General features: G+C 43.8%; 25 protein-coding genes. 21 read left to right on the forward strand and 4 right to left on the reverse strand.

The features are described from left to right. Positions 1 to 23 precede the first annotated feature (23 nt). The 10 genes from BN1360_RS04225 (at position 24) to BN1360_RS04265 (ending at position 10,248) form a co-directional block, all read left to right on the forward strand. Complete coding sequence (locus BN1360_RS04225; RefSeq protein WP_068778650.1) at positions 24 to 1,673, forward strand: extracellular solute-binding protein; 1,650 nt, start codon at positions 24 to 26, stop codon at positions 1,671 to 1,673. A 98-nt stretch (positions 1,674 to 1,771) separates the two neighbouring features. Further along, positions 1,772 to 3,517, forward strand: coding sequence for a family 10 glycosylhydrolase (locus BN1360_RS04230; RefSeq protein ID WP_068778651.1), 1,746 nt, complete (start codon positions 1,772 to 1,774; stop codon positions 3,515 to 3,517). Positions 3,518 to 3,896: 379 nt separating this feature from the next. Continuing rightward, entirely contained in the window at positions 3,897 to 4,064 is a 168-nt protein-coding gene (locus BN1360_RS04235; protein WP_069188280.1) for a CxxH/CxxC protein, read from the forward strand. A gap of 424 nt (positions 4,065 to 4,488) precedes the next feature. Further along, positions 4,489 to 5,202, forward strand: coding sequence for an ABC transporter ATP-binding protein (locus BN1360_RS04240; RefSeq protein ID WP_068778652.1), 714 nt, complete (start codon positions 4,489 to 4,491; stop codon positions 5,200 to 5,202). After that, positions 5,195 to 6,793, forward strand: a complete 1,599-nt coding sequence (locus BN1360_RS04245; protein ID WP_068778653.1) for an ABC transporter permease — start codon at positions 5,195 to 5,197, stop codon at positions 6,791 to 6,793. The genes BN1360_RS04240 and BN1360_RS04245 overlap by 8 nt, the downstream gene beginning before the upstream one ends. Positions 6,794 to 6,941: 148 nt before the next feature. Then, positions 6,942 to 7,133 (forward strand): nucleotidyltransferase domain-containing protein, encoded by a 192-nt coding sequence (locus tag BN1360_RS04250; protein ID WP_068778654.1) that lies wholly within the window; start codon positions 6,942 to 6,944, stop codon positions 7,131 to 7,133. Next, positions 7,111 to 8,061 carry a hypothetical protein gene (locus BN1360_RS04255; RefSeq protein WP_068778655.1) on the forward strand — a complete coding sequence of 317 codons (951 nt, stop codon included), beginning with the start codon at positions 7,111 to 7,113 and terminating at the stop codon, positions 8,059 to 8,061. The genes BN1360_RS04250 and BN1360_RS04255 overlap by 23 nt, the downstream gene beginning before the upstream one ends. 62 nt (positions 8,062 to 8,123) lie before the next feature. Continuing rightward, positions 8,124 to 9,341: a sigma-70 family RNA polymerase sigma factor gene (locus BN1360_RS04260; RefSeq protein WP_229520797.1), complete on the forward strand. Its 1,218-nt coding sequence runs from the start codon at positions 8,124 to 8,126 to the stop codon at positions 9,339 to 9,341. A gap of 21 nt (positions 9,342 to 9,362) precedes the next feature. Then, positions 9,363 to 9,644: a hypothetical protein gene (locus tag BN1360_RS25830; RefSeq protein ID WP_229520799.1), complete on the forward strand. Its 282-nt coding sequence runs from the start codon at positions 9,363 to 9,365 to the stop codon at positions 9,642 to 9,644. A 322-nt stretch (positions 9,645 to 9,966) separates the two neighbouring features. Then, positions 9,967 to 10,248: a small, acid-soluble spore protein, alpha/beta type gene (locus BN1360_RS04265; RefSeq protein ID WP_082789927.1), complete on the forward strand. Its 282-nt coding sequence runs from the start codon at positions 9,967 to 9,969 to the stop codon at positions 10,246 to 10,248. A gap of 116 nt (positions 10,249 to 10,364) precedes the next feature. Here BN1360_RS04265 and BN1360_RS04270 read toward each other — a convergent pair whose 3' ends face one another. Continuing rightward, positions 10,365 to 10,991 carry a sterol desaturase family protein gene (locus BN1360_RS04270; protein WP_068778657.1) on the reverse strand — a complete coding sequence of 209 codons (627 nt, stop codon included), beginning with the start codon at positions 10,989 to 10,991 and terminating at the stop codon, positions 10,365 to 10,367. A gap of 620 nt (positions 10,992 to 11,611) precedes the next feature. On the opposite strand from BN1360_RS04270, the gene rlmH reads away from it, so the two are divergent. The 6 genes from rlmH (at position 11,612) to BN1360_RS04300 (ending at position 16,701) form a co-directional block, all read left to right on the forward strand. Next, positions 11,612 to 12,091: a 23S rRNA (pseudouridine(1915)-N(3))-methyltransferase RlmH gene (gene rlmH / locus BN1360_RS04275; RefSeq protein WP_068778658.1), complete on the forward strand. Its 480-nt coding sequence runs from the start codon at positions 11,612 to 11,614 to the stop codon at positions 12,089 to 12,091. A 220-nt stretch (positions 12,092 to 12,311) separates the two neighbouring features. After that, positions 12,312 to 12,548, forward strand: a complete 237-nt coding sequence (locus BN1360_RS04280; RefSeq protein ID WP_068778659.1) for a DUF6953 family protein — start codon at positions 12,312 to 12,314, stop codon at positions 12,546 to 12,548. Positions 12,549 to 12,702: 154 nt separating this feature from the next. Further along, complete coding sequence (locus tag BN1360_RS04285) at positions 12,703 to 13,065, forward strand: nucleotide excision repair endonuclease (protein ID WP_068778660.1); 363 nt, start codon at positions 12,703 to 12,705, stop codon at positions 13,063 to 13,065. Positions 13,066 to 13,710: 645 nt separating this feature from the next. Next, positions 13,711 to 14,673: a helix-turn-helix transcriptional regulator gene (locus BN1360_RS04290; RefSeq protein ID WP_068778742.1), complete on the forward strand. Its 963-nt coding sequence runs from the start codon at positions 13,711 to 13,713 to the stop codon at positions 14,671 to 14,673. 111 nt (positions 14,674 to 14,784) lie between these two features. Next, a complete protein-coding gene (locus tag BN1360_RS04295) occupies positions 14,785 to 15,411 on the forward strand; it encodes a type 1 glutamine amidotransferase family protein (protein WP_068778661.1) in 627 nt (208 codons plus the stop codon). Positions 15,412 to 15,603: 192 nt separating this feature from the next. After that, the gene (locus BN1360_RS04300; protein ID WP_068778662.1) at positions 15,604 to 16,701 is read left to right on the forward strand and encodes an MBL fold metallo-hydrolase; all 1,098 of its coding nucleotides are present in this window, start codon (positions 15,604 to 15,606) and stop codon (positions 16,699 to 16,701) included. A 131-nt stretch (positions 16,702 to 16,832) separates the two neighbouring features. Here BN1360_RS04300 and BN1360_RS04305 read toward each other — a convergent pair whose 3' ends face one another. Beyond that, entirely contained in the window at positions 16,833 to 18,293 is a 1,461-nt protein-coding gene (locus BN1360_RS04305) for a DHA2 family efflux MFS transporter permease subunit (protein ID WP_068778663.1), read from the reverse strand. A 174-nt stretch (positions 18,294 to 18,467) separates the two neighbouring features. Here BN1360_RS04305 and BN1360_RS04310 point away from each other — a divergent pair, with 174 nt between their 5' ends. Continuing rightward, positions 18,468 to 19,037: a TetR/AcrR family transcriptional regulator gene (locus BN1360_RS04310; protein WP_068778664.1), complete on the forward strand. Its 570-nt coding sequence runs from the start codon at positions 18,468 to 18,470 to the stop codon at positions 19,035 to 19,037. Between the two features lie 153 nt (positions 19,038 to 19,190). After that, complete coding sequence (locus BN1360_RS04315; protein ID WP_068778743.1) at positions 19,191 to 20,930, forward strand: ABC-F family ATP-binding cassette domain-containing protein; 1,740 nt, start codon at positions 19,191 to 19,193, stop codon at positions 20,928 to 20,930. Between the two features lie 288 nt (positions 20,931 to 21,218). Here BN1360_RS04315 and BN1360_RS04320 read toward each other — a convergent pair whose 3' ends face one another. Together BN1360_RS04320 and BN1360_RS04325 are read right to left on the reverse strand one after the other, a co-directional pair. Next, positions 21,219 to 22,733 (reverse strand): MDR family MFS transporter, encoded by a 1,515-nt coding sequence (locus BN1360_RS04320; RefSeq protein ID WP_229520801.1) that lies wholly within the window; start codon positions 22,731 to 22,733, stop codon positions 21,219 to 21,221. Between the two features lie 83 nt (positions 22,734 to 22,816). Next, the gene (locus BN1360_RS04325) at positions 22,817 to 23,314 is read right to left on the reverse strand and encodes a MarR family winged helix-turn-helix transcriptional regulator (RefSeq protein ID WP_068778665.1); all 498 of its coding nucleotides are present in this window, start codon (positions 23,312 to 23,314) and stop codon (positions 22,817 to 22,819) included. Between the two features lie 381 nt (positions 23,315 to 23,695). Here BN1360_RS04325 and BN1360_RS04330 point away from each other — a divergent pair, with 381 nt between their 5' ends. From BN1360_RS04330 to BN1360_RS04340, 3 genes are all read left to right on the forward strand, one after another. Continuing rightward, complete coding sequence (locus BN1360_RS04330; protein WP_068778666.1) at positions 23,696 to 24,493, forward strand: helix-turn-helix domain-containing protein; 798 nt, start codon at positions 23,696 to 23,698, stop codon at positions 24,491 to 24,493. 85 nt (positions 24,494 to 24,578) lie between these two features. Beyond that, on the forward strand, positions 24,579 to 24,974 hold the full coding sequence (locus BN1360_RS04335; protein WP_148466509.1) for a DUF8051 family protein: 396 nt from the start codon (positions 24,579 to 24,581) through the stop codon (positions 24,972 to 24,974). 356 nt (positions 24,975 to 25,330) lie between these two features. Then, positions 25,331 to 26,617, forward strand: a complete 1,287-nt coding sequence (locus tag BN1360_RS04340; protein ID WP_068778668.1) for a sugar ABC transporter substrate-binding protein — start codon at positions 25,331 to 25,333, stop codon at positions 26,615 to 26,617. Positions 26,618 to 26,638 lie beyond the last annotated feature (21 nt).

Raw genomic sequence — 26,638 nt, forward strand, 5'->3', positions numbered from 1 at the left:
TTCAAAGAAAGAAGGGGAAAAAGATGAACCAACGATTGAGGTGGGCTTCGCTTCTATTAGCATCAGTGCTGGTGTTCCTTACGGCATGCAGCAATGGCGGCGGAGCGAATAACGCTGGCGGGGCTTCACAGGACAACAGCGTCCCGGTAAATGAGGCAGCTGATGATGGCAGCGGCATTAAGCCGGTTACGTTCAGCTTCTACGGGCATTATGACTGGCTGACGACAGCGCCTTGGGGAGAGAATGAGGCAACACAATGGATCAAGGAAAACCGCAAGGTCACCGTGGAGCCTGTACAATCGGGCGGAGCAGCAGAAGAGAAGCTGAACACGATGATTGTCAGCGGCAATCTGCCGGACGTTATATTTACGGATCGAGGCGCCGCGGTGGAGCGCTTGGTGAAGGCCGGGAAGCTGGTTGCATTGGATGATTATTATGAAAAGTACCCAAATTTCAAAAAATATGTCAAGGAATCAACGCTTAACCTGCTGCGTTCCGAGGACGGGAAAATCTATCAAATTCCAAACTGGTACACCTCGGGAACATTCGGCAATGGCGGCTGGATGGTGAACAAGGACATCTATAATGAGCTGGGTAGACCAGCCTTGGAGACGTTCGACGATCTATACCAATACTTATTGCAGGTGCGTGATAAATACCCGAATGTCGTGCCCCTGGAGGTAGGCGAGAAGGGGGCCGGGCTCGAGATCATGTACGGCGGATTCAAGGAGGATTCGACAAGCAAGAATATCTCCTTGATGGGTTATCCTGAAGGCGACAAGCTGGTATCGATTTATGAAGATCCCGCCTTTGAGGAGCTGATGCTGTATGTCAGCAAGCTGTTCCGCGAGCGGCTGATTACACAGGATGCGCTGCAGCAAACCCAGGATGCCGTGAAGGAAAAGGTAAATACGGGCCGCGTCGCGGTAATGATCGAATCCAATATTACGACTTACGGCGCTGAGGGACACCGTGCTCTGACTGGGAATAATCCGGACAGCGGTTATGAGATCATCTGGCCTATTCGCAAAGCCGGGCTGGATAAGGACAATGTATTTGTAAGCGGTTTCGAGAGCTTGGGCTGGAATGTGAACGTCATAACTACGAAGGCGAAAGACCCGGAGGCGATATTTGCTTATTATGACTGGGTTACTGGGCCGGAGGGGCAAAAGGTATTGTTCTTTGGTCCAAAGGGATTGTTCTGGGATGAGGAGGATGCCGATGGGGCGCCGATTCCAAACGAAAGATATAAGACAGGGGATACCAACGAGCGTACGGAGAAGATGAGGAAGTTCGAAGACTTCAACTGGGCAGGCAATACGACGTTTATCGATACGGCGAAGATGAATCTGGAGACGGCGCTCTCCGAGAACCAGAGATCATGGGAGACGGTGGCTCAGTCTACGGTAACCTGGGCAACTTCCAAAGATATTACCGAATTCGTAAATACAGATCCGATCCCGGATACAGACATAGGCATTATCTCGCAAAATATTCGTGATATTTTTACCGTATCTTTTGCCAAGATGGTTCATGCCAAATCCGATGATGAAGTATTGTCCGTTCTGGAGACGGCTAAGCAGGATTCGAACAAAGCCGGCCTGGATAAGCTGCTGCAATTCAGAACCGAGAGATGGCAGGAAAATGTCAAGAAGATCAATATGAGTCAATAATTTTCGCGGTAGTAGTGAGGTTGAACTAAAGGAAGCAGGGCTGGGCAAGCATGGGTTCAATTCATACAGATTCTATTCTATGAAATGGAGGCAAGAGTATGAAGTCTGCGCTGAAATCGAGGTTAGCTGTGATGATAAGTGTATCGATGATATTGGCATTGCTGGGCGGTTCTATTGCGTCTGTAGGTTCTGTTCAAGCTTCTGAACCGGAGAATACTCCGTTTGAAACAGAGGTTATTGTGCGGACCGTCAACCAGTTCAAGAAGAAGTCCGATGTGACGAATTTCGTAAGTATGGCTAAGCAGTACGGGGTCGATGTCATCAGCATGAATGTTAAGCAGGATGAGGACGATGAAGTTCCTTCGGGACGGGTATTCTATCATAGTAATATCGCGCCAATTGCCGCAGGCTATAATACCTTCGATGCTCTTCAGGAAGTTATCACGGCTGCTCATAACGTGGGGATCAAGGTTCATGCCTGGATTCCGCAGTTTCATGATCAAGAGGCATTCCTCAAGAATAGCAATTGGCAAATGAAGGCGCTGGTTAACGGAGTTCCCACACCTTTTACCGGCTCGAATGGAAGCGAGTATTTCGTCAATCCTCTCCATCCTGAAGTACAGCAGTATGAGCGTTCTATTATTCAGGAAGTGGTAGAGAACTATGATGTGGACGGCGTAGTGTTGGATTGGATCCGCTTCGATGATTACAACATGGATGTCAGCGATTATACCATTCAGAAGTATCAGCAACAATTCGGGTATTCTCCGCTTAGCATAAACTTTGCCGTGAATTCCCCTAAGCGTGACCAATGGAACGCGTGGAGAACGGATATGATTGGCCAGTATGTAGGCGATATTCGCCAGGACCTTGCGTTGTCAACGAAGCCGGATATGCAGCTTGGGGTGTATATTTTGCCGCCGGAATTTGTAGAGGTGGGCCAGGACGTATCCAAGTTCAAGCAGTATATTGACTTCATCGCTCCGATGGCCTATTTCGATGATTGGGACTTCAATAGCGATTGGGTCTATAGCGACCAATACGGGATACTGAAGGATACCGCAGACCGCATTAGCGGCGAGAATGTGGAAATCGTAGCGACGCTGGATAATGACTGGAGCGATGATGAGTATCAGGAAGTGTATAAAGGAATTCGCGATAATTATCCAGGTATTAAGCGCTTGTCCTTCTTTGCGTATAACAAATGGCCGGAATCCGAACTGGCCAAGATCAATCAACGCACAACCTGGCCTACTCCCGGCTGGACACCTCCTGTAGAGCAGGATTATCCGGCCATTCTGCCGGCAGGCTGGAGTGCGAGAAATATTGGTCAGATGCCGGGAGATGTCCAATACAATAGCGTGAACCAGCAATTTATAATCAGCAGTCGCACCACCGATATATGGGGAAATAGCGATCAGTTGAATTATATATATCAGCCGATCAGCGGAAATGTGGATATGGTCGTTCAGATCAAATCGATGAGCGCTATGGACGAATGGGCAAAAGCGGGGATTATGATCCGGGAATCGCTGGCTGGTGATGCGAAGCATGTCGATATGATGATGACACCGGGGAATGGAGCCACCTTCCAATATAGACAGCAGACTCAGGGCGGGATGAGCGACCAGACAGCAAATGCAACGGTGCCACGATGGCTTAAATTAAGCAGAAGCGGCAATAAGTTTACAGGTTCGATATCCTCCAACGGTACGAAATGGACGAAAATCGGTACAGTTACGATTTCTATGAATCAGCAGGTATATATAGGCCTGGCTGTCAGCAACCCTGGAAGTAACCAAACCAACAAGGCCGTGATCGGGAATGTGAGTATCTCGCAATAAGGAGTAGACCTCTCTAGAGGAGCAGCTGTTTGCTGAATCTGCTAGAGGGGTTTTTTCTTGCCTCTGTCCGCCGGAAAGGATACCGATGATTTATGGAATGGCCAGGTTGGAAAGCTACCTAGTTCAAGGCGAGAAGCTGTGCACCAAAAAAATCGAATGGATTGAATTGCTTTAAAGGCAACATGAATTAATAGGCAACGGGAGTAGTTAATTCTCATCCGGAGGATACCCATAGTAGGATGGGGCATATTTTCCACGGGAAAGTATGTGTAAATTGGTTCCTTTTTGCGCTGGAGTATGGTAGAACAGATACAGGATGTTTGTAATTCTAGAAGCGTATGCTTAGTAGCTGCGGCAACAGAGAGGATGCTTTACGTATATGTATGTAGTGTGCAAAGATCATGTAGAAGTAGCCATTGATAAGTTCATTCAAGAGTTCGAGGAAGCACCGGACGTTGTAGATCTGGAACATACGAAATTTATTGATTGGGAGCCGCCGATAAAATGTGAGGAATGCCAGCATGAGGCGCGGTTCTTGGTTGTATAATAATGATAATGATGGACAACAAGCTCTCCCTTTTTGGGAGGGCTTGTTTTAGTTTTCTAACCTAACGAAACACTATATCGTTATTTCCTTAAAAATAAGGGCAGTTTGAATATAACGAAACACCCTATCGCTATTTAAGCTAAATCCAGCCTCGAGCGGCTATTTTGCTTAAATAACGTTACCCTGTTTCGTTACAATTCTCAGAAGACTCTTTTGGTGCGAATAACGTTCCCACGTTTCGTTAGAAGCCCCTAAGGATGCCGGGATTCGGGAACCGGCGCCTCTATTCGAGATTTATCCCGAAGTGAATGGATACAATTGAACGTTTCGCACAGGTTAATCGTATTATATTTGCTTGGTGATAAGCGGAAAAGATCGATGCCATGCTAAGTTGTATATTACACCTATGGAGAGGTGAGGGACGATGCTCACAATAAAACATTTTACTAAGAGCTATAAGGGCGGAAAGAAGGCCGTAGACGACTTGAATCTGGTGGTTGAGAAAGGTGACATTTACGGTTTTATCGGACATAACGGGGCTGGCAAGACGACGACGATCCGTTCCGTTGTGGGTGTCCTGGACTTTGAAGAAGGAGATATTGAAATTGACGGTATTTCGATCAAAAAGGACCCGGTTGCCTGCAAGAGGGTTACTGCCTATATTCCGGACAACCCGGATCTATACGATCATCTTACCGGCATACAATATTTGAATTTTATCGGTGATCTCTATAGGGTATCGAAAACAGATCGCGAGCGGCTGATTCAGCAATATGGCGATGCTTTTCAGATTACAGTCAGTCTGGGAAATCTGATCTCCTCATTTTCCCATGGTATGAAGCAAAAGCTTGCGATTATCTCTGCGCTGATTCACCAACCGAAGCTGTTGGTGCTGGATGAACCTTTTGTCGGACTCGACCCGCAGGCAGCCCATACGTTAAAGGCGATCATGGCTGATCTGTGCAGGAATGGCAGTGCCATCTTCTTCTCCACTCATGTGCTTGATGCGGCAGAGAAACTGTGCAACAAGATTGCAATTATTAAAGCAGGGCGTCTGATCACTTATGGCAAGACGGAGGATGTGAAGGGGGATCACAGCCTTGAAGATGTATTCCTGGAGTTGATAGATCATGATTAATATATGGTGCTTAACAAAGATACAGCTGCTGTCTACCTTCGGCTTAAATAAAGCATGGCATACCCAGGATAGTAAGGATAAGCGCAAATGGGTTTTGCTCAGCATCGGTATTCTGGTTGGCGTAGCCGTGGTTGTTGCTTATTCCTTCGGATACAGTCTCATCCTGGCGCAGGTCTTTGAACAGATAGGGCGTATGGATCTGCTGCTGGCTATTATGATGGCATTAGCGTCGATGTTCGGCTTCTTCACAACTATTTATAAGGCGAGCGGAGTGTTATTTGGCAGCAAAGACTATGATCTGGTCATGTCCTTACCCATTAGAACAAGCCATGTGGTAGCTAGCCGTGTCCTCCAGCTCTATGTGCTAAATCTGTTTCTTACGTTAATTCTGATGCTGCCGGCCGGTGTGGTGTATGCGATAAAAGTGAATCCGGGAGCATTATTTTATCTGTTTTTTCTGATTACACTTCTGTTTATTCCGCTATTGCCCATTATTGCAGCAACCCTGATTGGCGCGCTGATTAGCTGGATTTCCTCCCGGTTCAGAGCGAGTCGGATGATCACCCTCATTCTAACGATGGTTATCATTGTTGGAATGATGATGGGTTCGTTCCGTATGAATGGGAGTGAGCAGGTTCTTGCCAATATGAGTACGCAATTGGCAGATATGATCTTTAAGGTGTATCCTCTTACAACGATGTATGTAGATGCCGTTTGCGCTTATCAGATAGGTCCATTGCTATTATTTATCGGTATTTCCGTAACGGCGTTCATCTTGTTCTCTACCGTGCTTGGCACGAGGTATAAAGCGATCCACACAGGCTTAACGACATCCCGTACAAGCAGTAAGTATGTGATGAGATCGCTAAAAACTTCTTCTCCTTTTCGCGCCTTATATAGCAAGGAGCTGCGGCGCTATTTCAGCTCTTCTTTATATGTGCTGAATACGAGTATAATCATGATTTTTCTGCTCGTGACGTCGATAGCTCTATTGTTCATTGACTCGGAGAAGCTGGGGAAATTGCTGGAAATTCCCCAAATGTCCGACTACTTGGGGCGAATGGTCCCACTGGTCGTGTCTTTGTTCATCATATTAAGCTGCACATCAGCGAGCTCAATTTCTCTGGAGGGCAACCATCTATGGATACTCAAAAGTTCGCCCGTATCCAAGAAAGTCATTCTGCTTAGCAAGGTCGCGGTCAATCTTACCGTGACCATTCCGATCTCGATAGTGAGCTGCTTGCTGCTCATCGTATCGCTGCGTACGGGATGGATAGAGAGCCTGCTGTTGTTGGTGATCCCGGTGATCTATGCGTGTTATTCGGCAATGTTGGGGGTTATTACCAATTTGAGGCTGCCTAAACTGGAATGGACCAGCGAAGTTGCTGCGATTAAGCAGAGCGCCTCGGTACTGGTGTCCATGTTTCTTGGCTTCATCAGCATAGTGATCCCATTTGCTCTACTGTTTGGGTTGTCCCAGGTGAATAGCAATCTTGTCCTATCAGGCATTGCAGTCGTAATGTTGGTCATATGCGGTTTAATGTATAAGTACATTTCGACGGAAGGGGAACGATTGTTTCAGGCACTTTAGACGAGGGGACGCCATATCTTTTAAGGTCTTGGTTTCAGGAGAGTATCCGTCGTTAATGGATACTCTCTTTATAATTAAATTCTCCTTATTAGGCCTTGAGGAACCTTGATATCATAACCTCGTAAGGGGCTATATAGGGGGGATATGAATGTTAAACGTGTTTGATGTTGCACAGGCTCTTATAGATCATGTTGAGAAAGAGTACTCTGACGAGATTGCGATAATCGTCTATTATGGTTCATATGCTCAGGGAACGGCCACCCGGCGTTCTGATCTGGATTTCTTTTTTATCCCGGCTACGGGCAAAGGGGTACGAGGTGAGCATACAGTTCATCATTGATGGGATCGGGTTTGATTTCTGGCCAATTAGCTGGGAACGGGCCGAGAGAATGGCTTCCTTCCAGGAGGATAAGACGACGATCATCGCAGACAGCAAGCTTCTATACGTCCGTTCAGAAGAGGACCGAGGGCGATTTATGAAGCTGCGCGAGACCATCTCTACCATGCAAGGGGCGGAAAAAGCACAAGAGATGGTGGAGAAAGCGGAAGCAGAGCTGCGGAATGTTTATCTGCATTTGTATAGGATGAGCCGGGCCGTCGATACCGAGGATATCACCTTCTATAGAATAGGGGCTCATGAAGTTTTAACTAAAGTATTTCAAAGTCTGGCATTATTAAATAGAACCTATTATACAAGGGGCATTGGCAAGAATATGGAGCAGGTACTGGGCCTGCCGTTGAAACCAGCTCGCTTGAAGCAACATATAGATGCGGTTATGTGCAGCAGCGTGAACACAGCCATTTTGCAGGCTTGCGAGGAACTTACGGCAAGTACACTGGATTTGGTGTTGGCACAAAAAGAAAAGTATTACGAGACTCCTTCTTACCCTGACAGAATGAAAGGTTTTTACGAAGAGTTAAAGGGAGTTATGGATAAAATCATTACAGCCTGCGAAACAGATGATTATGATACTGCATTTTTCTCTGCTATTCATGTACAGGATACTATCGCTGGTTTTTTATTTTTTGCCGAAACGGGTCATTGGCCTACTGAGTTGAGTCTCGATTCGCCGTATATAGAGACATACAGAAAGAGGGGATTCCCTGAATTAATTGCTACTCTGGATTCGCAGAATTTATCGAAACTACAGGCGGCTGTGGAATCCTTGGTCGTCTCATTAGATCGGTATCTTCGAGGTAGGGGAGTCGAGATCCATTGTTTTGAAAATGTACAACAGTTTACAGCCTTTCTGGAGAGGAAGCCGTAACCTTTCTGGATGCCGTTGGCACTTGAATAGGATAAGACGGATGAAGGGAGACCTCATTAGAAGTGCATGATTGGATAGAAGCCGCGAAGCGTGGCGAAGGAACGGCGCAGGAGTACATCGTTCAGAGGTTTAGAGGGATGGCACAGACTGTAGCTTATGAGATATTACGCGATGTGCATTTAGCAGAGGATGCAGTTCAGGAGGCATTTGCGGAAGCGTTCGTGAATTTGCCTAAGCTCAGGAAGCAGGAGGCTTTTCCAGGCTGGTTCAAGGTGATTGTGGAGCGTCAATGTTATCGGGTACTGCGTCGCAAGCAGCATCCCATCGTGCCGATTCAGGAAGTAGAACAGCTCTCCTCCGGTGAATGCTTCAGTGTGGAGAATTTGGTGGAGCGAAAAGAATTGCAGAAGATGCTGCATGATTCCGTTGCTGAATTATCGCCCAATATGCGAATGGCGGTCCAGCTATACTATTTCCAGGGTTATTCCGTTCAAGAAATCTCTGACTATTTAAGTGTGTCTGTATCTGCGTTAAAGAAAAGGCTGTTCGATGCGCGACGTATGCTGAAAAATTCGCTGCATGTGACTGATTTTATCTCCGTATTTCTCGATCTCTATGAAGGGGGCACTAAAATGCTGCACATTGTGAATGGGGATTCTGTTGCTGAAAAATTGAAGGGAAGCGGAGTTCAAGGAGAGGTTCTGGTATGGAGAGAGGTATATCCGCATGGGCCTGTGTTCCGGGAGCTGAATGGAGACAATCTCAAACTGCGCGCCCAATATTTGCAGAAAACGCTGGGAATTCCGCAGGAGGAGTATATTCAGGGCTGTAGGAAGCAGGAACAGGTTCTCCAAAACTTGGCCGCCTATCCCGAGATCATCCTATGGTTCGAGCATGACTTGTTCGACCAAACGATGCTCTGTTATCTGTTGCATTGGTTCTCCCATCAAACCTTGGAAAATACCAAGTTGAACCTGTTGTGTATCGGCGCCTATCCGGGCATCGAGTTGTTTCGGGGATTGGGGCAGCTCTCAGCGAAGCAGCTTCAAACATTGTCAGGAATCTGGCAGCCTGTTGGGCCAGAGCAGCTGCAATTAGGGCGAAAGGTATGGGAGGCGTATACCTCGGAGGACTGGAGCAAGCATACCCAGATTGTTGAGGAAGACACGACAGCATTGCCTTTTGTCCAGGCGGCATTTCAGGCTCATTTGTCCAGAATTCCTGCGGAGGATCGTGGAATCGGAATTATTGAGCAGGTCACGTTAGAAGCGGTGTCATAGGGAGTTGCTCATCCTTACGAGTTGTTTCGTCATGTAGGCGATCAGCTGCATGTGCTTGGCATGGGCGACCTGGAATATTGGTATCGATTGCGAAAGATGACGGAGGATCCTTACCCGCTGCTGTATGTTCAGGGCCTGGGTGCGTTTCCTGATTATAAGCACACCGATTCGTTCTTTAAGGATTGCCTGATCCGCTTAACTGATTTGGGCAACCAGGTCCTGTCCGGCGCTGCGAACTGGACAAAGCTCAAGGGGGCGGATGAGTGGTATGGTGGGCACCATTACGTAGTGGGTAGTCAATGAGCATTTGAAGGTTTTTCGTAGGAAAACGAATTTGGCAAGCATAAGGTTTTGGCCCAGAGGGATTTAAGATTCGATGCCGAGATCACTTCTTGAGCAGCTCCGTGTAGAGTATAGAATTAATAGGCTATCAGCAGCGGAGAATGAATCTGTTTCTATATCGCAAGAATAAAATCTGTCTTTGAGTAACGGTGGCCGTTGTTTATTAACTTGGCTTTGATCCGGTTCTTACTCGAGTGAACGATATGAACAATCTCATAAGGGATATCTTCGGCCGATTCAGGGTATATTAGGCCAAAATAGATGTGGAGAGTGATTCAAGGATATGTCTAGAAGACGCAGAAGGTATGCCGTTCCCGGAGTCGAACAGGAGATGCAGTCATTTAAAGCCGAAGTGATGAGAAAAGAGGGCTATGACGTAAACCCCAATCGGCCGGATGATGTGAAGTACGAGGTGGCTGAGGATCTGGGTATTCCCTTGTCGGAGGGAGATAACAGTGATTTGACGACCGAGTCGGTCGGGAAAATCGGCGGGAAGATCGGCGGCTCCATGGTGCGCGAGATGATTCGCATGGCTCAGGAGAAACTGGCGAATTATAAGAAATAGCAGCAGGAATAAATGATGAGCAAATAGCCCGCAAACCTTAGCGTTTGACGGGCTAAGTTCGTTCAGTGGCGGTCATTTGGGCAATTAAGTATGGAGCATAGTGGAAGGCTTATAGATCACGTATTTTTATTTCCGCGCTGTTCGAGGTTTCGTGCAGTTTGGCTCAGCTCTACATTTTTCTGGTCTTCATAGGTTCCAAGTGCAAAATCAAAGATCGGGTTCGTAACGCCGTACCAATAATTTTCGTTCTTGAAATGATGCCATAAGTGGATCTTCTTCATCCAACGACCCCATGGGGAGAGAGGGGTGACCGGACGATGGGCGATATAATGCTTCCATTCGTAGAACAGTAAAAACAGGATCACCCCGTCGATAAAGGCCAGCGTAATAACAAGGCTCGAAGAGAAAAGGTAGGCTGCTGCTCCGGCGATGGCCATGTTCGGGAGAGAGTACCATAAGGGCAGGAACAATAAGTGCAGATCGTTTGGACTAGCGTGATGGTCGTAGTGTAAGCGCTTAAGTAATTTGAGAAAAAAGGCATTCTTCGGCGTTTTCAAATGAAACAGAAAGCGATGGATGAAATATTCCGCAGCTGAATAAGCAGCCATGCCAATAACCAGAGCAATCCAGGGGCTTATGGACGTCAAGTTGGGAAACAGAAAGCCGAAGCTGATCAAGAAGATGAGACACATGATCGCGATGTCAGGAAAGAAGAAGAACTCTTTTACATATTTGGGTTTCACCTAAACACCTCCAGATTGCATAAGTGGGCCAACAGTACAGCTATTTACCGCTGTAAGCTCTGAGCGAAGGTACCGATTGAACCGTGGCCCTGCTTTGCTATGCTGATATATGGATATGCAGGAAGTACGAACGCATTGCCGATTTATTGAACAATGGGATACTTCATTGTGGTTTTTTGATAAAATGGAGCGGGTAACAAGATCGCTAATAATCTCTAACGAAACTCCATATCGTTATTACTGCAAAAACAGAGGCTCATTAAATCTAACGAAACTGGCAATCGTTATTTGTGCTAAATTGGCGCTTTAAGTTACTATTTGAGTCTAATAGCGATACTACGTTTCGTTAAAATATATAACGGCCTTTTTTGGTGTAAATAACGATACCACGTTTCGTTAGAGGTTGGTGGAACGGTTATACCTGCTAGCTGATAACCGGATAGGGTCGAGCTGGGGACCATCGTTATGCAGCAAAATACTGCGAGTCGGGTTTTCAGAGCAAGTATGAGGAAAATGGCGAAGGAAGAGCCGGAGCTTTTGCGCGGTTGAAGAAATAGCCACGCCTGCGGTGTTTTTAATAGACAAATGATAAGGACAAATCGTCGGGACGGAGGATTTAGATGTTGATTCAAATTATTGCCGTTGGCAAATTGAAAGAGAAGTATTTGGTGCAGGGCATCGAGGAGTATGCCAAGCGCCTGAACCCTTACATCAAATTCCAGATGATTGAAGTGGCGGACGAAAAAGCGCCGGACACCTTGAGCGAAGCCGAGGTGTCGATCGTGAAGGAGCGCGAGGGCGAACGCATCCTCGCGCATGTAAAAGAGAGCGCGCATGTCATCGCGCTTGCCATCGGCGGCCACCTCTGGAGCTCGGAGGAGCTGGCCGCCGAACTCGACCGGCTCGGCACCTACGGGTCGAGCCATGTTGCGTTTGTGATCGGAGGGAGCCACGGGCTCTCCGATTCCGTGCTGCGCCGCGCCCAGCAGAAGCTCAGCTTCGGGCGCATGACGCTGCCGCATCAGCTGATGCGGCTGGTGCTCACCGAGCAGATTTATCGCGCGGTGAAGATCAATCGGGGAGAACCGTATCACAAGTAGGGCGAAAAATAATGTTGGTGAAGTTGTCTGGGGAATGTTGGAAGGTGTGTGGAGTTTGATGTCAGACGAATGCGCAGCAGGCATGTGTTAGGTCTTCGTTGTTATTGGCTTCCTACTACCACTCAGCGAATTTTGCGCGCAGCTTGGTCATCATTTCCGCGTTTTTCTCACCACACACCCAGTAATGGGGCAATAAGCGAGTAGAAAGGAGAATAATCCTATGGAAGTAACCGCACAGGAAGTGGCGGAATGGATGGTCAAGGAAATCAGGTTTACGGGAACGCTATACCAGGCCGATGCGCTTGAATATGTGAAGACCCATTTCGGAGAACAATTCGTATTCGTGAATGAGAATGGAAATACATCGCTGTCTAAAGAGGTGAAGAAGGCTTTCCGCAAACTCCACGGCGGCAGAATTGCTTGGGACCGAGACGGATTCTTATGGGCTTGGACCTGAAGAGTATGATGGTGCTCGAACTCCATGAAATCTATCGATTTTGCATATACGCTCATGAGCATCGTAAGAAGTTGGGTATAATGTGATACCATGTAGTATGCTTGAAGTATGAGCACAGTATATAATCTAATATAAGTAAAGGAAGTAGATTATCATGATCAATATCATCATTCCCACACCTGATGTCACCATTACCAAACAGGTTGATCCACAAGAAAGCAACATTTACGGCTTCACGGAATTTCACTTGATCACTAGAGAGTTAGGTGGAATTTTCATGTTTTACAACGATAAAGATGAATTGTTGTTCGTCGGAAAAGCCAGAAAGCTTAGACCGAGAATAAAAAAACATTTTGAGGATACCGTATCCCCGATCAGAATGCATAGAGACGAAGTAACGAAAATCGAAGTTTGTATCGTTGAGGATCCTGTCCACAGAGAAATTTATGAAACGTATATCATTAATGAGGGCAAGGCCAAATATAACGAAGACAAAGTATTTTTTAGGCAGGCATAAAGGACAAGCAACCCTAAGCAACGTTGCCGTTTCAGTGAAGCACCGATCTGGAAAGTGAGTAATCCCATGATCGCTGCTGCATATGCAGAAATGATCTTTGGGTTTCTTCAAGATCGAGTGAATAAGGGAAGGGAAATGGCTCTGAGCCACTGAACCACGAAGAGGCATTAGCGCTGGTGAGCCACTGATACGGGTAACTCAAAGTCTAAAATCACAACAGAAGGTTGCCCTATTGACTCGCAAGAGCGTGAACAGGGTAACCTTTTTTTCGTTGTTATAGGGGTTGTGAAGAGCCTTATCGTTAGTAGCGGAGGGGAGCCGTCATAGCGAATGTACTGCCGCTCCCTATGGCCTAGTAAGATTAAAAATATAAGGTTGTATTGCTGTAAACATTTACGTCCGATTCCAGACTGAGGGACCCTTAACGGGTGCCTTTTTGATTTCGCACTGTAGATAATACGGTTCACGTATCATCTACAGTGCGAAATTGTATTTATTAGGCGAGTAGGCATTCTCTATACTGAATGGGTGACAAAATCCCCCGAAACTACCCCACCAGGATCGCCAAATTCTTATATAATGTAATAAGTGTAAGGTGGATCCTCGCAAGCAGTGCAGAAAATAGAGTTGAAAGTTGAGAATGTTATGCCAAAAAATGATAATATGCTGGCAATTCTATGGTTATTGAATTCAGGTGTACAAATGACTGCAAAACAAATATCAGAAAAGCTAGAAGTAAATATAAGGACCGTATATCGCTATATTGATGCGCTATGTGCCAGTGGAGTGCCGATTATCTCTGACTCAGGTCATAATGGCGGGTACAGGCTGCTGAATCATTTTATCAGAGCACCTCTGCTATTTGATATGGAGGAGAAAAAGGCACTCGTTCATGCTACGATTTTTGCTAAAGAAGCCGGTTACCCTTTGAGTGAGGCACTAAGCAATGCGACATCAAAGCTCAGAATGTATACGAACCAAGAGCAGGAAAGTATGCTTAATCGTCATTTGGCCGGATATGAGGTTATAAATGGGAGACGATATTTGTCTATTCAGCCTGTACTGATGGAATTGGAGCAAGCTATAGAGAAAGAAGTCTCTGTCGCAATTGATTATCGTTCAAGTCGTGATGAACTACCCAAGAATAGGCTAGTAGATCCCTATGGGTTAGTTTACTGGAACAATAGATGGTATGCGGTTGCATTTTGTCATTTAAGAAATGAGATCCGTACCTTTCGAGTAGAGCGGATTCTGGAAATCAAGCATACACAAAGCAAATTTAAGCGTCCCGAAGCTTTTTCACCCCGCGAGTTTTTTATGCAAAATCTGTTACCCGATTTAGTTGGCAAGGACAGAATCATTTCTTTAATGATCGATGGTAAGTCAAATGCATTGGATGACTTATGCCAGCATTGGTTTTTGGGTCATTATTTGAAAGAGCGGACATTAAATCGAGCAGTTTTTTGGCTTGAGGAAGAGTTTATTCATAACTATGTTCCTAATTTTCTATTACCCTACGGGAAGTCAATTCAAATCATCGAACCGCAGAGCTTGAAGGAAAGGCTGGTTGCTATTGCATATGAGTTAATAGAATATTATCAACTTTAACAGCTTCACTGACTGCAGATGTCAGGGAAGCTGTTTTATTATGATGATAATAATCACGGATTACTAATAGTTGGTATCACGTGGTAAATTGTAAATGAGGAGAACTTGCAAATGAAAAATACAGTATATCTCTATGTATTTGATACGATGGCGGACTGGGAATTTGGTTACTTAACTGCTGAACTGAACTCAGGAAGATATTTTAAGAAAGAGCTGGCTCCATTAAAAATAGTTACTGTGGGAAATGATATGACTCCTGTAACTACAATGGGTGGATTAAGGATACTTCCTGACATCAAGCTGGAAGAGTGCAGTTTCGAAGACACTGATACATTGATTTTACCAGGTGGAGATACATGGTCAGAAACAATTCATCGACCAATCATTAGCGTTGTTGAAAAGTGTTTAGAAGAAGGGATATTGGTTGCAGCGATTTGTGGTGCTACAATACGACTTGCACAGACAGGATTGCTAAATTCACGCCTGCATACAAGCAATGATCTGGAATATCTCAAAATGATTTGTCCCACGTATACAGGCGAGAAGTATTACAAAACGGAGCCAGCAGTAACGGATGGAAATCTGATCACCGCTTCTGGTATAGCTCCATTAGAATTTTCTGTACATATTTTGAGAGCTTTGGATGTGTTTTCTTCTGAAGCATTAGATGCATGGTATAGTCTTTATAAAACCCATGATTCGAAGTATTTCTATAAATTAATGAATTCAATGAAATAGAAAGTTATATTTTTAGCAACCTAATTTAGATTTTGGTCTTGAATATGATACGGAGAACCGTATCATATTCAAGACCAAACTATTGGCATTAGCCGCTTGCTGGGCGTAGAAATTTTCCCCGTAGGGTAGGGTGGGAGTTGGGACTCGGGTTAGGGCACTCCCTTTATGGGATCATCGCAAAGAAACGGCTGATTGTCCCGATCAAATCATTGGAATGAAGCCATTTATCATATTATTTCAACAAACAAGGGAACTAAGGTAAAAGCTCCTGATAGCTACTCCTGGATAGTTAATATTGATATACCGGGCTCGTATTATAAAGATGGACAGTATGACTTTTTGGACGAAAAGGGAAATAGCGTAAAACAATATGATGTTTATAGTTTAGTTACTGCATTTCCAGATGAATTGCTATCAGGATACCCAAAGGTATTGATTCATGATGAATCCGAGGATCAGTGGTATATGTTTAGCAATGTTGCAGAAGATTCCATTCGTCAGATGATAGATACGGCCGAAAAGAACGGATTTCTGAAGGTGATCAGTAAAGTCGTGAATACACATTTTCATGGGGACCATGTCAACGGCAATCAGGAATTTATGAAAAGCGAATTTATATCTACCGTTTGGACAAGAGACTTGCTATCTGATATGGGTGAAGTGAATATTGATCTTATGCAACAAAACACTCAAAAGCTAATAACTAGCCTAAATCATGTACGCTCACAGGAAAGAGATCCTCACATATTAACCGAAATCGACTATGACCTTTCCGTACAACGCACCCTGTACGATGCCATCCCTTCCCTCCGCAGAGTGACACCTACGATAACCTTTGAAGATAAACTCGTTATTCAAGGAACAAAGCGAACTATCGAAGTTTTATCTTATGGAGGCGGTCACTCTTTAAGTGATGCTGTAGTGTACGTTCCAGGAGAGCAAACTTTGATCGCTGGTGATTTAATATCGACGAAGACGATTCCAGTCATGCCATACGGTAATCCATACGCTTGGATACGCATTCTCAAACGCATCCAAAAAGATCTTAAGGTCAATACGATCGTTCCGGGACACGGTGATGTGTCTAACTCGGATCGAATTACGGATGTCATACGCTTCTTGGAGGAAACGATCGCTTATGTTTCTAAAGCTGTAACAAGTGGGAAATCAGAGTCTTACTGGTTGGAACAAGGGGTATTAAAAGGTTATGAGGATTGGCATCTGCCCCAGTATTTCAGATGGAACTTCCGCTGGCTCTTTAACAGTATGCTTGTTCAAAACAACAGATGAGACAACAAGTAACACGGAATGCAATAATAAGGTGAAGTTATCATTACAAAATGCATATAGGCTAATGTAGTATATGAATTTCAAATAAGCGCAGCTAAAAGTAATTTCCCTTTTAGTTGCGCTTTTTGAAATTACTCAGACGAGGCCAGGCGTTTTTCTTCAGCTTTTATCTTCTTTTTCATAGGAACAAATAATGTGATAACAAGCGCGGCAATAGCTAAAATCATCATGAAATAATAAGCATCACTTGCACCTAGTATGGAAGCAAGGGATTTAAGGCGATCAGCAGTAGTTGAAGGATTTGTCTGTATTACTGTAGCTGCATGGCTTGTAGCCTGCGCGGTATAAATCGTAATCACGACAGCCGTTCCAATCGCCCCGGCAATTTGGCGCACGGTATTATTCACTGCGGTACCATGCATACCGAGTTGTCTGGGTAGCGCATTTAATCCGGCTGTATTGAGTGGCATGGTAATAAAACTTAATCCAAGTCTAAGGCCAATCGTACGAACCATTAAATACATATATGTTGTTGATTCAGATAAATCTGTTACCGCCCACATGGATGGGATAATAAGCAGTAAGCCAATGATAAACAGCGGCTTCGCACCAAAGCGATCGTATAATTTACCCGTGACCGGGGACATAAATGCATTCACGAGTGCGCCCGGTAATAATAGGAGTCCTGCATCAAATGCGGTAAATCCACGACCCTTTTGTAGATAGATAGGTAATAAAATCATATCCGCGTACATCATCATCGTGACTAGAACGTTAATAAGAGACGTTAGAGTAAAGACTTTATTTTTAAAGACAGATAAATTTAACATAGGGTCATTGGACTTGATTTGCCTGATACAGAAGATGGCTGTTATAACGATACCAATCACTAATGAAAGGATTACGATTACATCGCTCCAACCCTTACTCCCTGCACTACTGAACCCATATAAAATAAATCCAAATCCGATCGTGGATAAAATAACACTTAGTATATCGAGCTTCGCCTTAGACGTTTCAGATACATTCACCAAATACTTGAATGCCAACAAAATGACGATGGCGATTAGCGGAATTAGGCCGATAAATAACCAGCGCCAAGAGTAATATTGGATGACAAATCCCGCAAGTGTAGGGCCAATGGCAGGTGCGAAGATGATCGCTAATCCTAGTACACCCATTGCGCTCCCACGTTTTTCAACTGGGAAAATGGCGAGAACGACACTCATCATAAGTGGCATAATAATCCCTGCGCCAGCAGCTTGAATCATACGTCCTGCTAATAACACACTAAAGTTTGGTGCCACTGCACAAATAATTGAACCGATTAACAAGAATAGCATGGAACTTATGAATAATTGACGCGTTGTAAAACGTTTCATTAAATAGGCTGTGACCGGAATTAATACTCCGTTGACCAGCATGAACCCCGTTGAAATCCATTGTACGGTTGTTGCCGATACATGGAATACATCCATCAAATTACTTAAAGCGATATTTAATAACGTTTGATTTAATGTTGATAAGAAACAACCAACGATTAGAATGCTAAGTAATATCCCTTTATTTATTGGTCTTTTGTCTTCTTGCATATAGAGAAAACCCTCGTTTCGTAGCTTTTTCGACAATGTGTCGATAAAATATAACATATCATATCAGCATTTAAGAAAAATACCTATTTACAATATCTTTGAAAATGTTGACTAAACAACAAAATAGACTGATCTGTTAATGAACTCAAAAATAATCGATAATAGAGGGGTAAAATGTCTATATCTAAAAAAGAAGATCCGCGTGCTATTCGTTCAAAAAAGATGCTGAAGAATGCCGTTTTTTCCTTATTAACTGAAAATCTCGATATTTCTCAACTGACCGTTCAAAAAATTACAAGCCGTGCAGAACTAAATCGTGCAACGTTTTATTTGCATTATGACGATATTAACGACTTGTTACGTCAGATTGTACATGACATTTTTGATGATCTATCAATGAAGATTGATCCCTTATTACAAGGGGGAGGTAGTAACGAGCAGGAAACGTTGGTTACATTTTTAAATTATGTATATGAATATCGGAAAATCTTCGCTGTATTATTTGAGAACAAAGGATTCAAAAATCATATGTTTAACCTATTAAAAAATACAATAGAAAAGCGAAGATCCGCGAGAGAGATTCAATATATAAGGGAGGCAGTTTCAGTTGATATTCTTGCATCTTCGCTCCTTGGGATTATTATGTGGTGGATTAAGGATGGCACGCAATTTAGCTCTGAATACATCGCGGATCAAATTTCTTTGATGTATAAAAAAGGGACGGAACATGTATGGGACAGCTAGGCCATTCGTCAGAAAGTAGCATGGAACTATAATCCACAGGAAATGGGATTGAAATCAATTGAAGTTGGTTGTAAACAGTGTTACACTCAAAATCTATATTTTGTAATACACCGAATCATAGTCACCATTATAGCTATAAAGAAAGGTAATACGATGATAGAAGTTGATAACTTATCCTTCTCATTCCCGCAAAAAGAACTATATAATAACATTTCATTTACGCTTGAAGAGGCACAACATTGCGCTTTTATTGGAACTAGTGGTAGTGGGAAAAGCACATTAATCGATATATTGATGGATCCAGAACGATATTTGTTCGAGGGCAAGCTAGAAATAGACCCGACCTGCAAAATTGGGTATGTAAGTCAATTCCCTCAACTGGACAAAACGAAAGAAACAACCGTTTTTGAATATATAGGAGATCAATTAATTAAGTTACAAGATGAAATCACTTCGATATGTACTGAAATGGAGACATCGTCGGATATTGATTCGTTATTAGAAAAGTATCAGCTCGCTTTAGACGCATTGGATGCAATCGGTGGGGATGATTTTGAGAGCGAAATTAATAAGAAACTAAATCTAGCAAACCTCATGAAGCTAAAAGATCTTAGGGTATCCGATCTGAGTGGCGGCGAATTCAAGCTTATTCAAGTGATGAAGGAAATGCTTCGTAGCCCAGACGTATTGATTATGGACGAACCCGATGTATTTTTGGACTTTGAAAACCTAAACGCGCTTAAAAATCTTATTAATTCTCACAAAGGCGTACTGCTAGTTGTTACCCACAACCGATATCTCTTGAATCATTGTTTCAACAAAATGATTCACCTTGAAAACAAAGAGATCCAAGAGTTTGATGGGCGATATATTGATTATAATTTCTCATTACTTCAGACGAAAATTGAGTTGCAAGAAATCGCAGTCGCTGAACAAGAAGAAATTGAGAGATACGATAACATTATCGATAATCTTAGAGCTATCGCAACGGCTGATGCCGATGCATCTAGAGGGAGAGCATTAAAAGCTAGAGTGAAGTTTCAGGAAAGATTGGAAGCGCGTAGAATTAAAGCCCCATTTGTTGATATTAAGCAACCGAAGATTTGTTTTGATATGGATCATGAAATGGAAGACAGCGTTGTTGTAAAGGTAAATAATTATCGTGTTGCCTTTGATGAGTTGCTTTTAGACAATGTGAACTTTGAGATAAAATCTACGGATAAAATAGCCATTATTGGTCCAAACGGTACCGGGAAAACGACGTTACTCCGAGATATCTTTAAAAACAATCATGAGTCCATTGAAATACATGCTGATGCTAAAGTGGGTTATTTATCTCAAGTTCAAGGCGAAGTGCTAAAGGATTCTAATACCATCCTAGAAGAATTCATCGATGCGGGGTTTGAAACGTATGATGAGGTTAGATCGTATATTGCAAACTATGGCTTTGAAGGGGAAATTGTGAATCAAAAGATAGAATCTTTATCTGGTGGAGAAAAAAATGTGCTTCAATTAGCTAAAGTTGCTGCCAGTAAAGCAAACGTATTGCTTCTTGATGAACCGACAAGCCATTTAGACACCTATACACAAATTGCACTGGAGAAAGCCACCCAAGACTATAAAGGTGCGATTCTCATGATCTCTCATGATTTCTATTCTGTTGTCAATGGTATGGATTATGTTCTAATCATTGACGATAAGACGATTAGAAAAATGAGTATGCGAAAATTTAGACAGATGATTTATGCGAGTCATTTTGATAGAGATTATTTAGAAGCTGAACAAAATAAAAAAGCAGTTGAACTGAAAATAGAATTGGCTTTAAAAAATACTGATTTTGAATCTGCAAAAGTTTTGGTTGATGAGCTAGAAGAGCTGATTAAGTTGCTTTAAAATACCCCTTTTATTGAAAAGAAGACCCCTCGAAAACCAGGGTATAGTTACCATTTAGCCGATGGTTTTACTTTTCAGGGAAATATTTTTACTTTAAGGAATTCGGTTGGTTATTGTGTATAGTTGTTTAGATTTGATAGGTCAGGCCATCCCGTAAAGGATGGCCTTTAAACTTGCCGTTACAGTTAGCGCGGAGAACCGCATCATAAGTAACGGCGAAAATTTTTGGCCTTAGCCGCGAAATATGTGGAGTGATACTACTGATGCTTAAGCAAACCACCCTTGGTCTTAATCGGTTTGTCCAAAAGGCCGACCGTTGGCAACTTGTTTCTCCTTGTTCATTCGAAGAGCAATGACCAATATTAACGCCGCGGGAACAAATAACCACATAAACATGTGAGTGAGCGAGTAGGCAAACGCTCCGCTCATCCTTCTCAATAAATCATCAGGGATTTGCGAACGCCCTCCCTGCGTCAGCAGAGCTTCCGGACTCAGGTTATGAAGATGCCCCTTTGCATCTTCATTATCGGATAGCAACTTGCTTATCTGACTGGTTAGCAAATTCTTCTGAATGATGCCAAATACGGTAATGCCTACGGTCATGCCGAATGCGCGCAGAAACGTTAGAATGGAGTTTGCGGCTCCCCGCTCAGCCCCGTCGACGCTTCGATTCGTCCCAATGCTTAGCACAGAAAAAGAAAAGCCGACCCCAATTCCGATAACGATCATGTAGAGAGCGGACAACAACGGAGTTGTGTCCTCGGTCATTCGAATCAGAAGAAAAACGCCGCACGCATAAACGCATCCAGATATCAACATAGTAACGCGATAACCGATTTTCCTAACGAGCGTCGAACCGGTCATGCTGGTTAGGATCGAGCTAAGAAGCAGAGGTATCAAAATGAATCCAGAATTGATTGCTGGTCGTCCCATAACACCTTGTACGAATAAGGGCATATACACGATTACAACAATGTAGGCTGCTCCATATATAAATGCCAATAGGAGGCATGTGGAGAGGAGTCTGTTCTTGAACATTCGGAATGAAATGATCGGCTCCGGAACTTTCCTTTCGGCATATAAGAAGGTACAGAACAGTAGTGCAAACATGGAAAATAATGTAATGATGACGGGAGAAGTCCATTCGTATTCACTCCCTCCCATCTCCAAGGCAAAAGACAAGCAAACAAGAGAACCTATAAGCGTGAACGTTCCCAGCCAATCAATCTTTTGATTGGAGCGGGTATGGGTTTCCCGATAAAAGAAAACGACCAAACCCAGGCTGATCAGTCCCGGGATCAAATTGAGATAAAAGATCCAGCGCCAACCAAGCATCTCCGTTAAATAGGAGCCCAATAGGGGCCCCAGAATGCTTGCCAAGCCGAATGCCGACCCGAATAATCCTCCAATCCGCCCTCTTTTTTCATCTGGAATAATACTATAGGCAATGGTGAAGACAATAGGTTCTATAACACCACCCCCGATACCTTGAATAGCTCGATAGATACTAAGCTCAACCATACTGTGAGCGAGTCCACAAAGAACCGATCCAAGAAGAAAGATGAATACGCCGAACACAAAAAAACGTTTACGTCCGAACATATCCGAGAGTTTACCGTAAATCGGCATGCCTGCGATTTCCGTGATGAAGTAAGCGGATGATACCCATACATATTTATCGATTCCGCCAAGATCAGCAACGATCGTTCCCATGGCTGTAGACACAACAGTCTGATCTAATGCGGCAACAAAAAGACTGATCAACAATCCGGTTAAAATCATGCTTGTATTGCTTTTTGCCACGTTAATTCACCTTCTCATTAAATTTGTTTGTGATAAGCAAATATAAGTATAAAGAAACAGGCAGAGCCTGTTCATTTACTCAATTATGGCTTTTTCGTTTTCCAGGATTGACTTATTTTTCTGCGATGGGCTTTTTTATCACTTACGGGGTATTTCGCCTTCCAGCTTGTTAGCTCACTTGAAAATCTGGACATTAAATTCGTTATATCTTGGATATCGTCTGCGTCCCAATGACCGATTATTGAGGAGAATAAATGAGTAGCCTGTTCAGTCAAGGTATCTAATAGCCGCTTGCCATCGCTCGTAACGCTAATAAGAACGGAGCGTTGATCAGCAGGGTCTTTGGTCAAACGAATGACCCCGTCTTGCTCCATGGCTTGAATTCGACGGGTAATGGAGGACGGGTTTACTTCAAGGACGGCTGCGATGTCAGAGGCGCGAACTGCCTCGTGCGTATGACAATAATCCAAGATGAGAGCCGTTACCTGATCGATCCCTCTGGACTGCAGATCCTTAATTTCATGAGCGACAGTCAACATGGTTAAAGCCAGTTCTTTCATCATTTCTTTATTTGCATTCATTGATTGTACTCCCTTAAACAATTTGTTTGCTTTAAGCAAATTATAGAAGGTTGATTTAAAATTTTCAAGCCCAAAGATAACTTTCACTATTAAAAGGGAATAATCGCTTTTTTCGTCGATAGGCCCGTTAAGCTGAACCGTATCACAAATAGCAGTTTTTTGGTGGAGTAAAGGGCGGATTGCTGCTGGGAAAAGATGAAGAGGGGGCTTGGCTGTTGGTATTGATAGGCGGTGATAGGGAATGACAACTCGCTAGCCGTTCCGGCGTATGGAGCTAGCAGGTTGTTGGCTTGAGGCGATACTCTCAATAACTATAAACTGTTTTCGGAGTCTTTTGTATAATGAGAATGATAACAATAACACCGTAAGGAGAAGCAGACGATGATTCGAACGTTTAAGCCTATAGCTGCTTTACGTAAGTTAGTGGATTATATCTGGGTCGTTGACTTCGATCTTCTCGCTGATGACCATCGAGAAGATGTTATTATACCGCTGGGGTATCTTAATATCATTTTCAACTATGGTTCTGATTATAGGCTGGTGGTAGAAGATCAAGAAGTGGTACTCCCCAATACGGCTGTGATTGGTCAAATAAAGAGGGCGAAACATGTCCGATATGGACAACAGTTGTATCAAATCGGGATTACATTAACTCCGTTAGGGTATATACAATTGTTTCATTTGTCTAGTCTCGAACTGACAGAGCGAATCGTACAGGCCCACGATGTAGATCCTGAGCTAGACGAACTGTACCAAAAGATGAGGGGATTTAAAGATGTAGGGCAACCTCTCAAAGCAATCAATCAATATTTATCGCATAGAATAGCGCTAAATAAAAAGGATACTGACCGCATAGAGAAAATGCTTACTTATGTAGAACGAGAGTATGAACACTTGAACATTGTGAGTATGGCAAAGTTTTTTGGCATTTCAGTAAGTACGCTGGAGCGTTTCTTCAAAAAACATATCGGACTAACCCCAAAAGCCTACGGAGATATTGTGAAGTTCAGAAAACATGTGGAGGATGAAGGATTGAGGGAGGATATGCAGTATCGTTACTATGATCAGTCTCACCTCATCAAAACATCGAGAAAATTCGCCGGTAGAACCGTCAGAGAGTTAGAGAAGTTGCCAGATGAATTAACCCTTCGTTATGTATGGCATGGTCAGGAGTTATGAACGCCTGATTATAGATGCTGATTTTTTACAATACATGTTCTTTTCTTCCTGATAATCTGGAGTCACCAACCGATGAGAGGAAGAGATGACAATGCAGGATATAATGATCATGGCAAGTTTGCTAGCGTTTTTAAACGTAACTTTATTGGCGATATTGGTTCCGGGAGGACCGATAGAGAATAGAGATTTCTCAAAATTAAAAGGGGTTGTATTTTGGGGGTTTAATCTGTTTCTTATCTTACTTGGAATTACGTCGTTTATCGTATGCTATCTCTTACTAATATCACATCCTAATGCCATTTTCATTACGCAAATCATCGCTGTTTTATACTTTATCGTGTACATGATCGACTTAGCTGGTATTTTTCCCAAATCACCGACTAAAATGTCCAAGCCGCTTGCGCTGTTCGAAGTCATTAACGCCTCCATGGCTGTATTCCTTTTCCTCTTTGTAACAGCAATTGGCCATATCGGTATATAAAGGCGAGGACTTATTTGTTTAGTTCATTAGCCCAATCCTATAACCCATTAAAAAGAAAGCCAAATTGCCCTTTATCATGCTGACTTATGGTTTATCCGCTCCATGAACAAATTGCTATTTATCTTCTTAGTCTTGAACACGCCCCGGTGCACCTGGGGTTTTTCTATTTCCAGCAAGTTACTTTAGAAGAAGCAAATCGTTGCCGATAGCATCATGCGACACTTGAATCCTGGTGCTGGGAGCTGTGGCGTTCATCAAGGGGTTGACATCAAGAGAACAGTGACGTTATGATGATACTAAATTAACTTAAACGTTTCAGTACTTAAACGATTAAGTTATAATAAGGAGGCGAGGATATGGCAAAAAAAGCGATGTTAAGCACAATGATTGCAGGCCTGGTCAGCTTTAGCCTATTAACCGGATGCGGTCCTTCAGGCACAACATCTGTGAGAGAGCCGCAAAGCGGCGAAGAACAGCAAGTCAGCCAAGGTGAGTTGAAGCCTGAACCGGGAGCCGAATTGGTGGTTTGGGAGTCCAAGGGTCCTGAACTGGAATATCTGAAAGCGATCTCAAAGAACTTCGAGCAAGAGTATGGTGTCAAAGTGAAGGTGGAGGCAGTACCAGCTATAGACAGTGTAAAAAAACTGACAACGGATGGTCCGGCGGGACTCGGGGCCGATGTATTCTCTGCACCGCATGATCATTTGGGAAATGCAGTTGCTGCGGGATTGGTGCTTGGGAATGATGTTTTCGATGAGAAGAGGATGAGCGAGTTTATGTCCAGCGCCATCGATGGGGTCAAGTATCAGGGCGTGTTGTATGGCTTCCCGATGGCTATCGATACGTACGCTCTGTACTACAACAAAAAGCTGATGGCAAAAGCGCCCGAAACCTATGAGGACATTATCAAGTTTGCCAAGGACTACAACGATCCGGCCAACAAAAAGTTCGCCTTGATGTGGGATGTTTCGCAGTTGTATCAATCTTATTCGTTCCTGGCCGGATACGGGGGATACGTATTTGGTAAAAATGGAGAGGACGCAAGCGATATTGGCTTAAACAATGACGGAGCCATCGAAGGGGCGGAGTTTCTGCAGACGCTGAAAACCATCCTTCCCATCAATATCAACGATTTAAATGATAACATCATTACCGGCTTCTTCCAAGAGGGGAAAACGGCCGCCATCATTAACGGGCCATGGCTCATTTCGAGCTTATCCAAGGACAGCATCGATTACGGCGTTGTGCCGCTTCCGCTGCTGCCAAACGGGCAGCATCCGGTAAGCTTCTCGGGGATCAGGGCTTTATATGTCAATTCGTATACGAAATACCCGGCTGCCGCGAAGCTGTTTGCTGATTACGCAACCGGCAAAGACAACCTGAAGCTGCGCTATGAAATGACGACTCAACTGCCTCCGCGCAGCGATTTGGCGGATGACCCGATCATTACAGCCAATCCGGATGCGCTTGCTTTTTTGGAGCAGGCCAAACACTCCACGCCGATGCCTTCGATCCCGGAAATGGGAAATGTATGGATGCCGGTGAGCTCGGCGCTCGCTTCGATCTGGAATGATAAGACTGATCCGGCAGCAGCTCTAAATAAAGCGGTCGAACAAATCAAGACAGCGACTTTGAAGCATTGATTTTATTCTAAAAATTTGATT

The sequence above is a fragment of the Paenibacillus sp. GM2 genome, assembly GCF_900069005.2.
Classification (GTDB): Bacteria; Bacillota; Bacilli; order Paenibacillales; family Paenibacillaceae; genus Fontibacillus.

Coding starts and splice junctions, on each gene's coding strand:
- BN1360_RS04240 (WP_068778652.1), top strand. CDS start 4,489: ATGCTCACAATAAAACATTTTACTAAGAGCTATAAGGGCGGAAAGAAG.
- BN1360_RS04315 (WP_068778743.1), top strand. CDS start 19,191: ATGATAGAAGTTGATAACTTATCCTTCTCATTCCCGCAAAAAGAACTA.
- BN1360_RS04265 (WP_082789927.1), top strand. CDS start 9,967: ATGTCTAGAAGACGCAGAAGGTATGCCGTTCCCGGAGTCGAACAGGAG.
- BN1360_RS04305 (WP_068778663.1), bottom strand. CDS start 18,293: ATGCAAGAAGACAAAAGACCAATAAATAAAGGGATATTACTTAGCATT.
- BN1360_RS04250 (WP_068778654.1), top strand. CDS start 6,942: ATGTTAAACGTGTTTGATGTTGCACAGGCTCTTATAGATCATGTTGAG.
- BN1360_RS04325 (WP_068778665.1), bottom strand. CDS start 23,314: ATGAATGCAAATAAAGAAATGATGAAAGAACTGGCTTTAACCATGTTG.
- BN1360_RS04280 (WP_068778659.1), top strand. CDS start 12,312: ATGGAAGTAACCGCACAGGAAGTGGCGGAATGGATGGTCAAGGAAATC.
- BN1360_RS04285 (WP_068778660.1), top strand. CDS start 12,703: ATGATCAATATCATCATTCCCACACCTGATGTCACCATTACCAAACAG.
- BN1360_RS04230 (WP_068778651.1), top strand. CDS start 1,772: ATGAAGTCTGCGCTGAAATCGAGGTTAGCTGTGATGATAAGTGTATCG.
- BN1360_RS04225 (WP_068778650.1), top strand. CDS start 24: ATGAACCAACGATTGAGGTGGGCTTCGCTTCTATTAGCATCAGTGCTG.
- BN1360_RS04335 (WP_148466509.1), top strand. CDS start 24,579: ATGACAATGCAGGATATAATGATCATGGCAAGTTTGCTAGCGTTTTTA.
- BN1360_RS04235 (WP_069188280.1), top strand. CDS start 3,897: ATGTATGTAGTGTGCAAAGATCATGTAGAAGTAGCCATTGATAAGTTC.
- BN1360_RS04295 (WP_068778661.1), top strand. CDS start 14,785: ATGAAAAATACAGTATATCTCTATGTATTTGATACGATGGCGGACTGG.
- BN1360_RS04290 (WP_068778742.1), top strand. CDS start 13,711: ATGCCAAAAAATGATAATATGCTGGCAATTCTATGGTTATTGAATTCA.
- BN1360_RS04245 (WP_068778653.1), top strand. CDS start 5,195: ATGATTAATATATGGTGCTTAACAAAGATACAGCTGCTGTCTACCTTC.
- BN1360_RS04310 (WP_068778664.1), top strand. CDS start 18,468: ATGTCTATATCTAAAAAAGAAGATCCGCGTGCTATTCGTTCAAAAAAG.
- BN1360_RS04340 (WP_068778668.1), top strand. CDS start 25,331: ATGGCAAAAAAAGCGATGTTAAGCACAATGATTGCAGGCCTGGTCAGC.
- BN1360_RS04330 (WP_068778666.1), top strand. CDS start 23,696: ATGATTCGAACGTTTAAGCCTATAGCTGCTTTACGTAAGTTAGTGGAT.
- rlmH (WP_068778658.1), top strand. CDS start 11,612: ATGTTGATTCAAATTATTGCCGTTGGCAAATTGAAAGAGAAGTATTTG.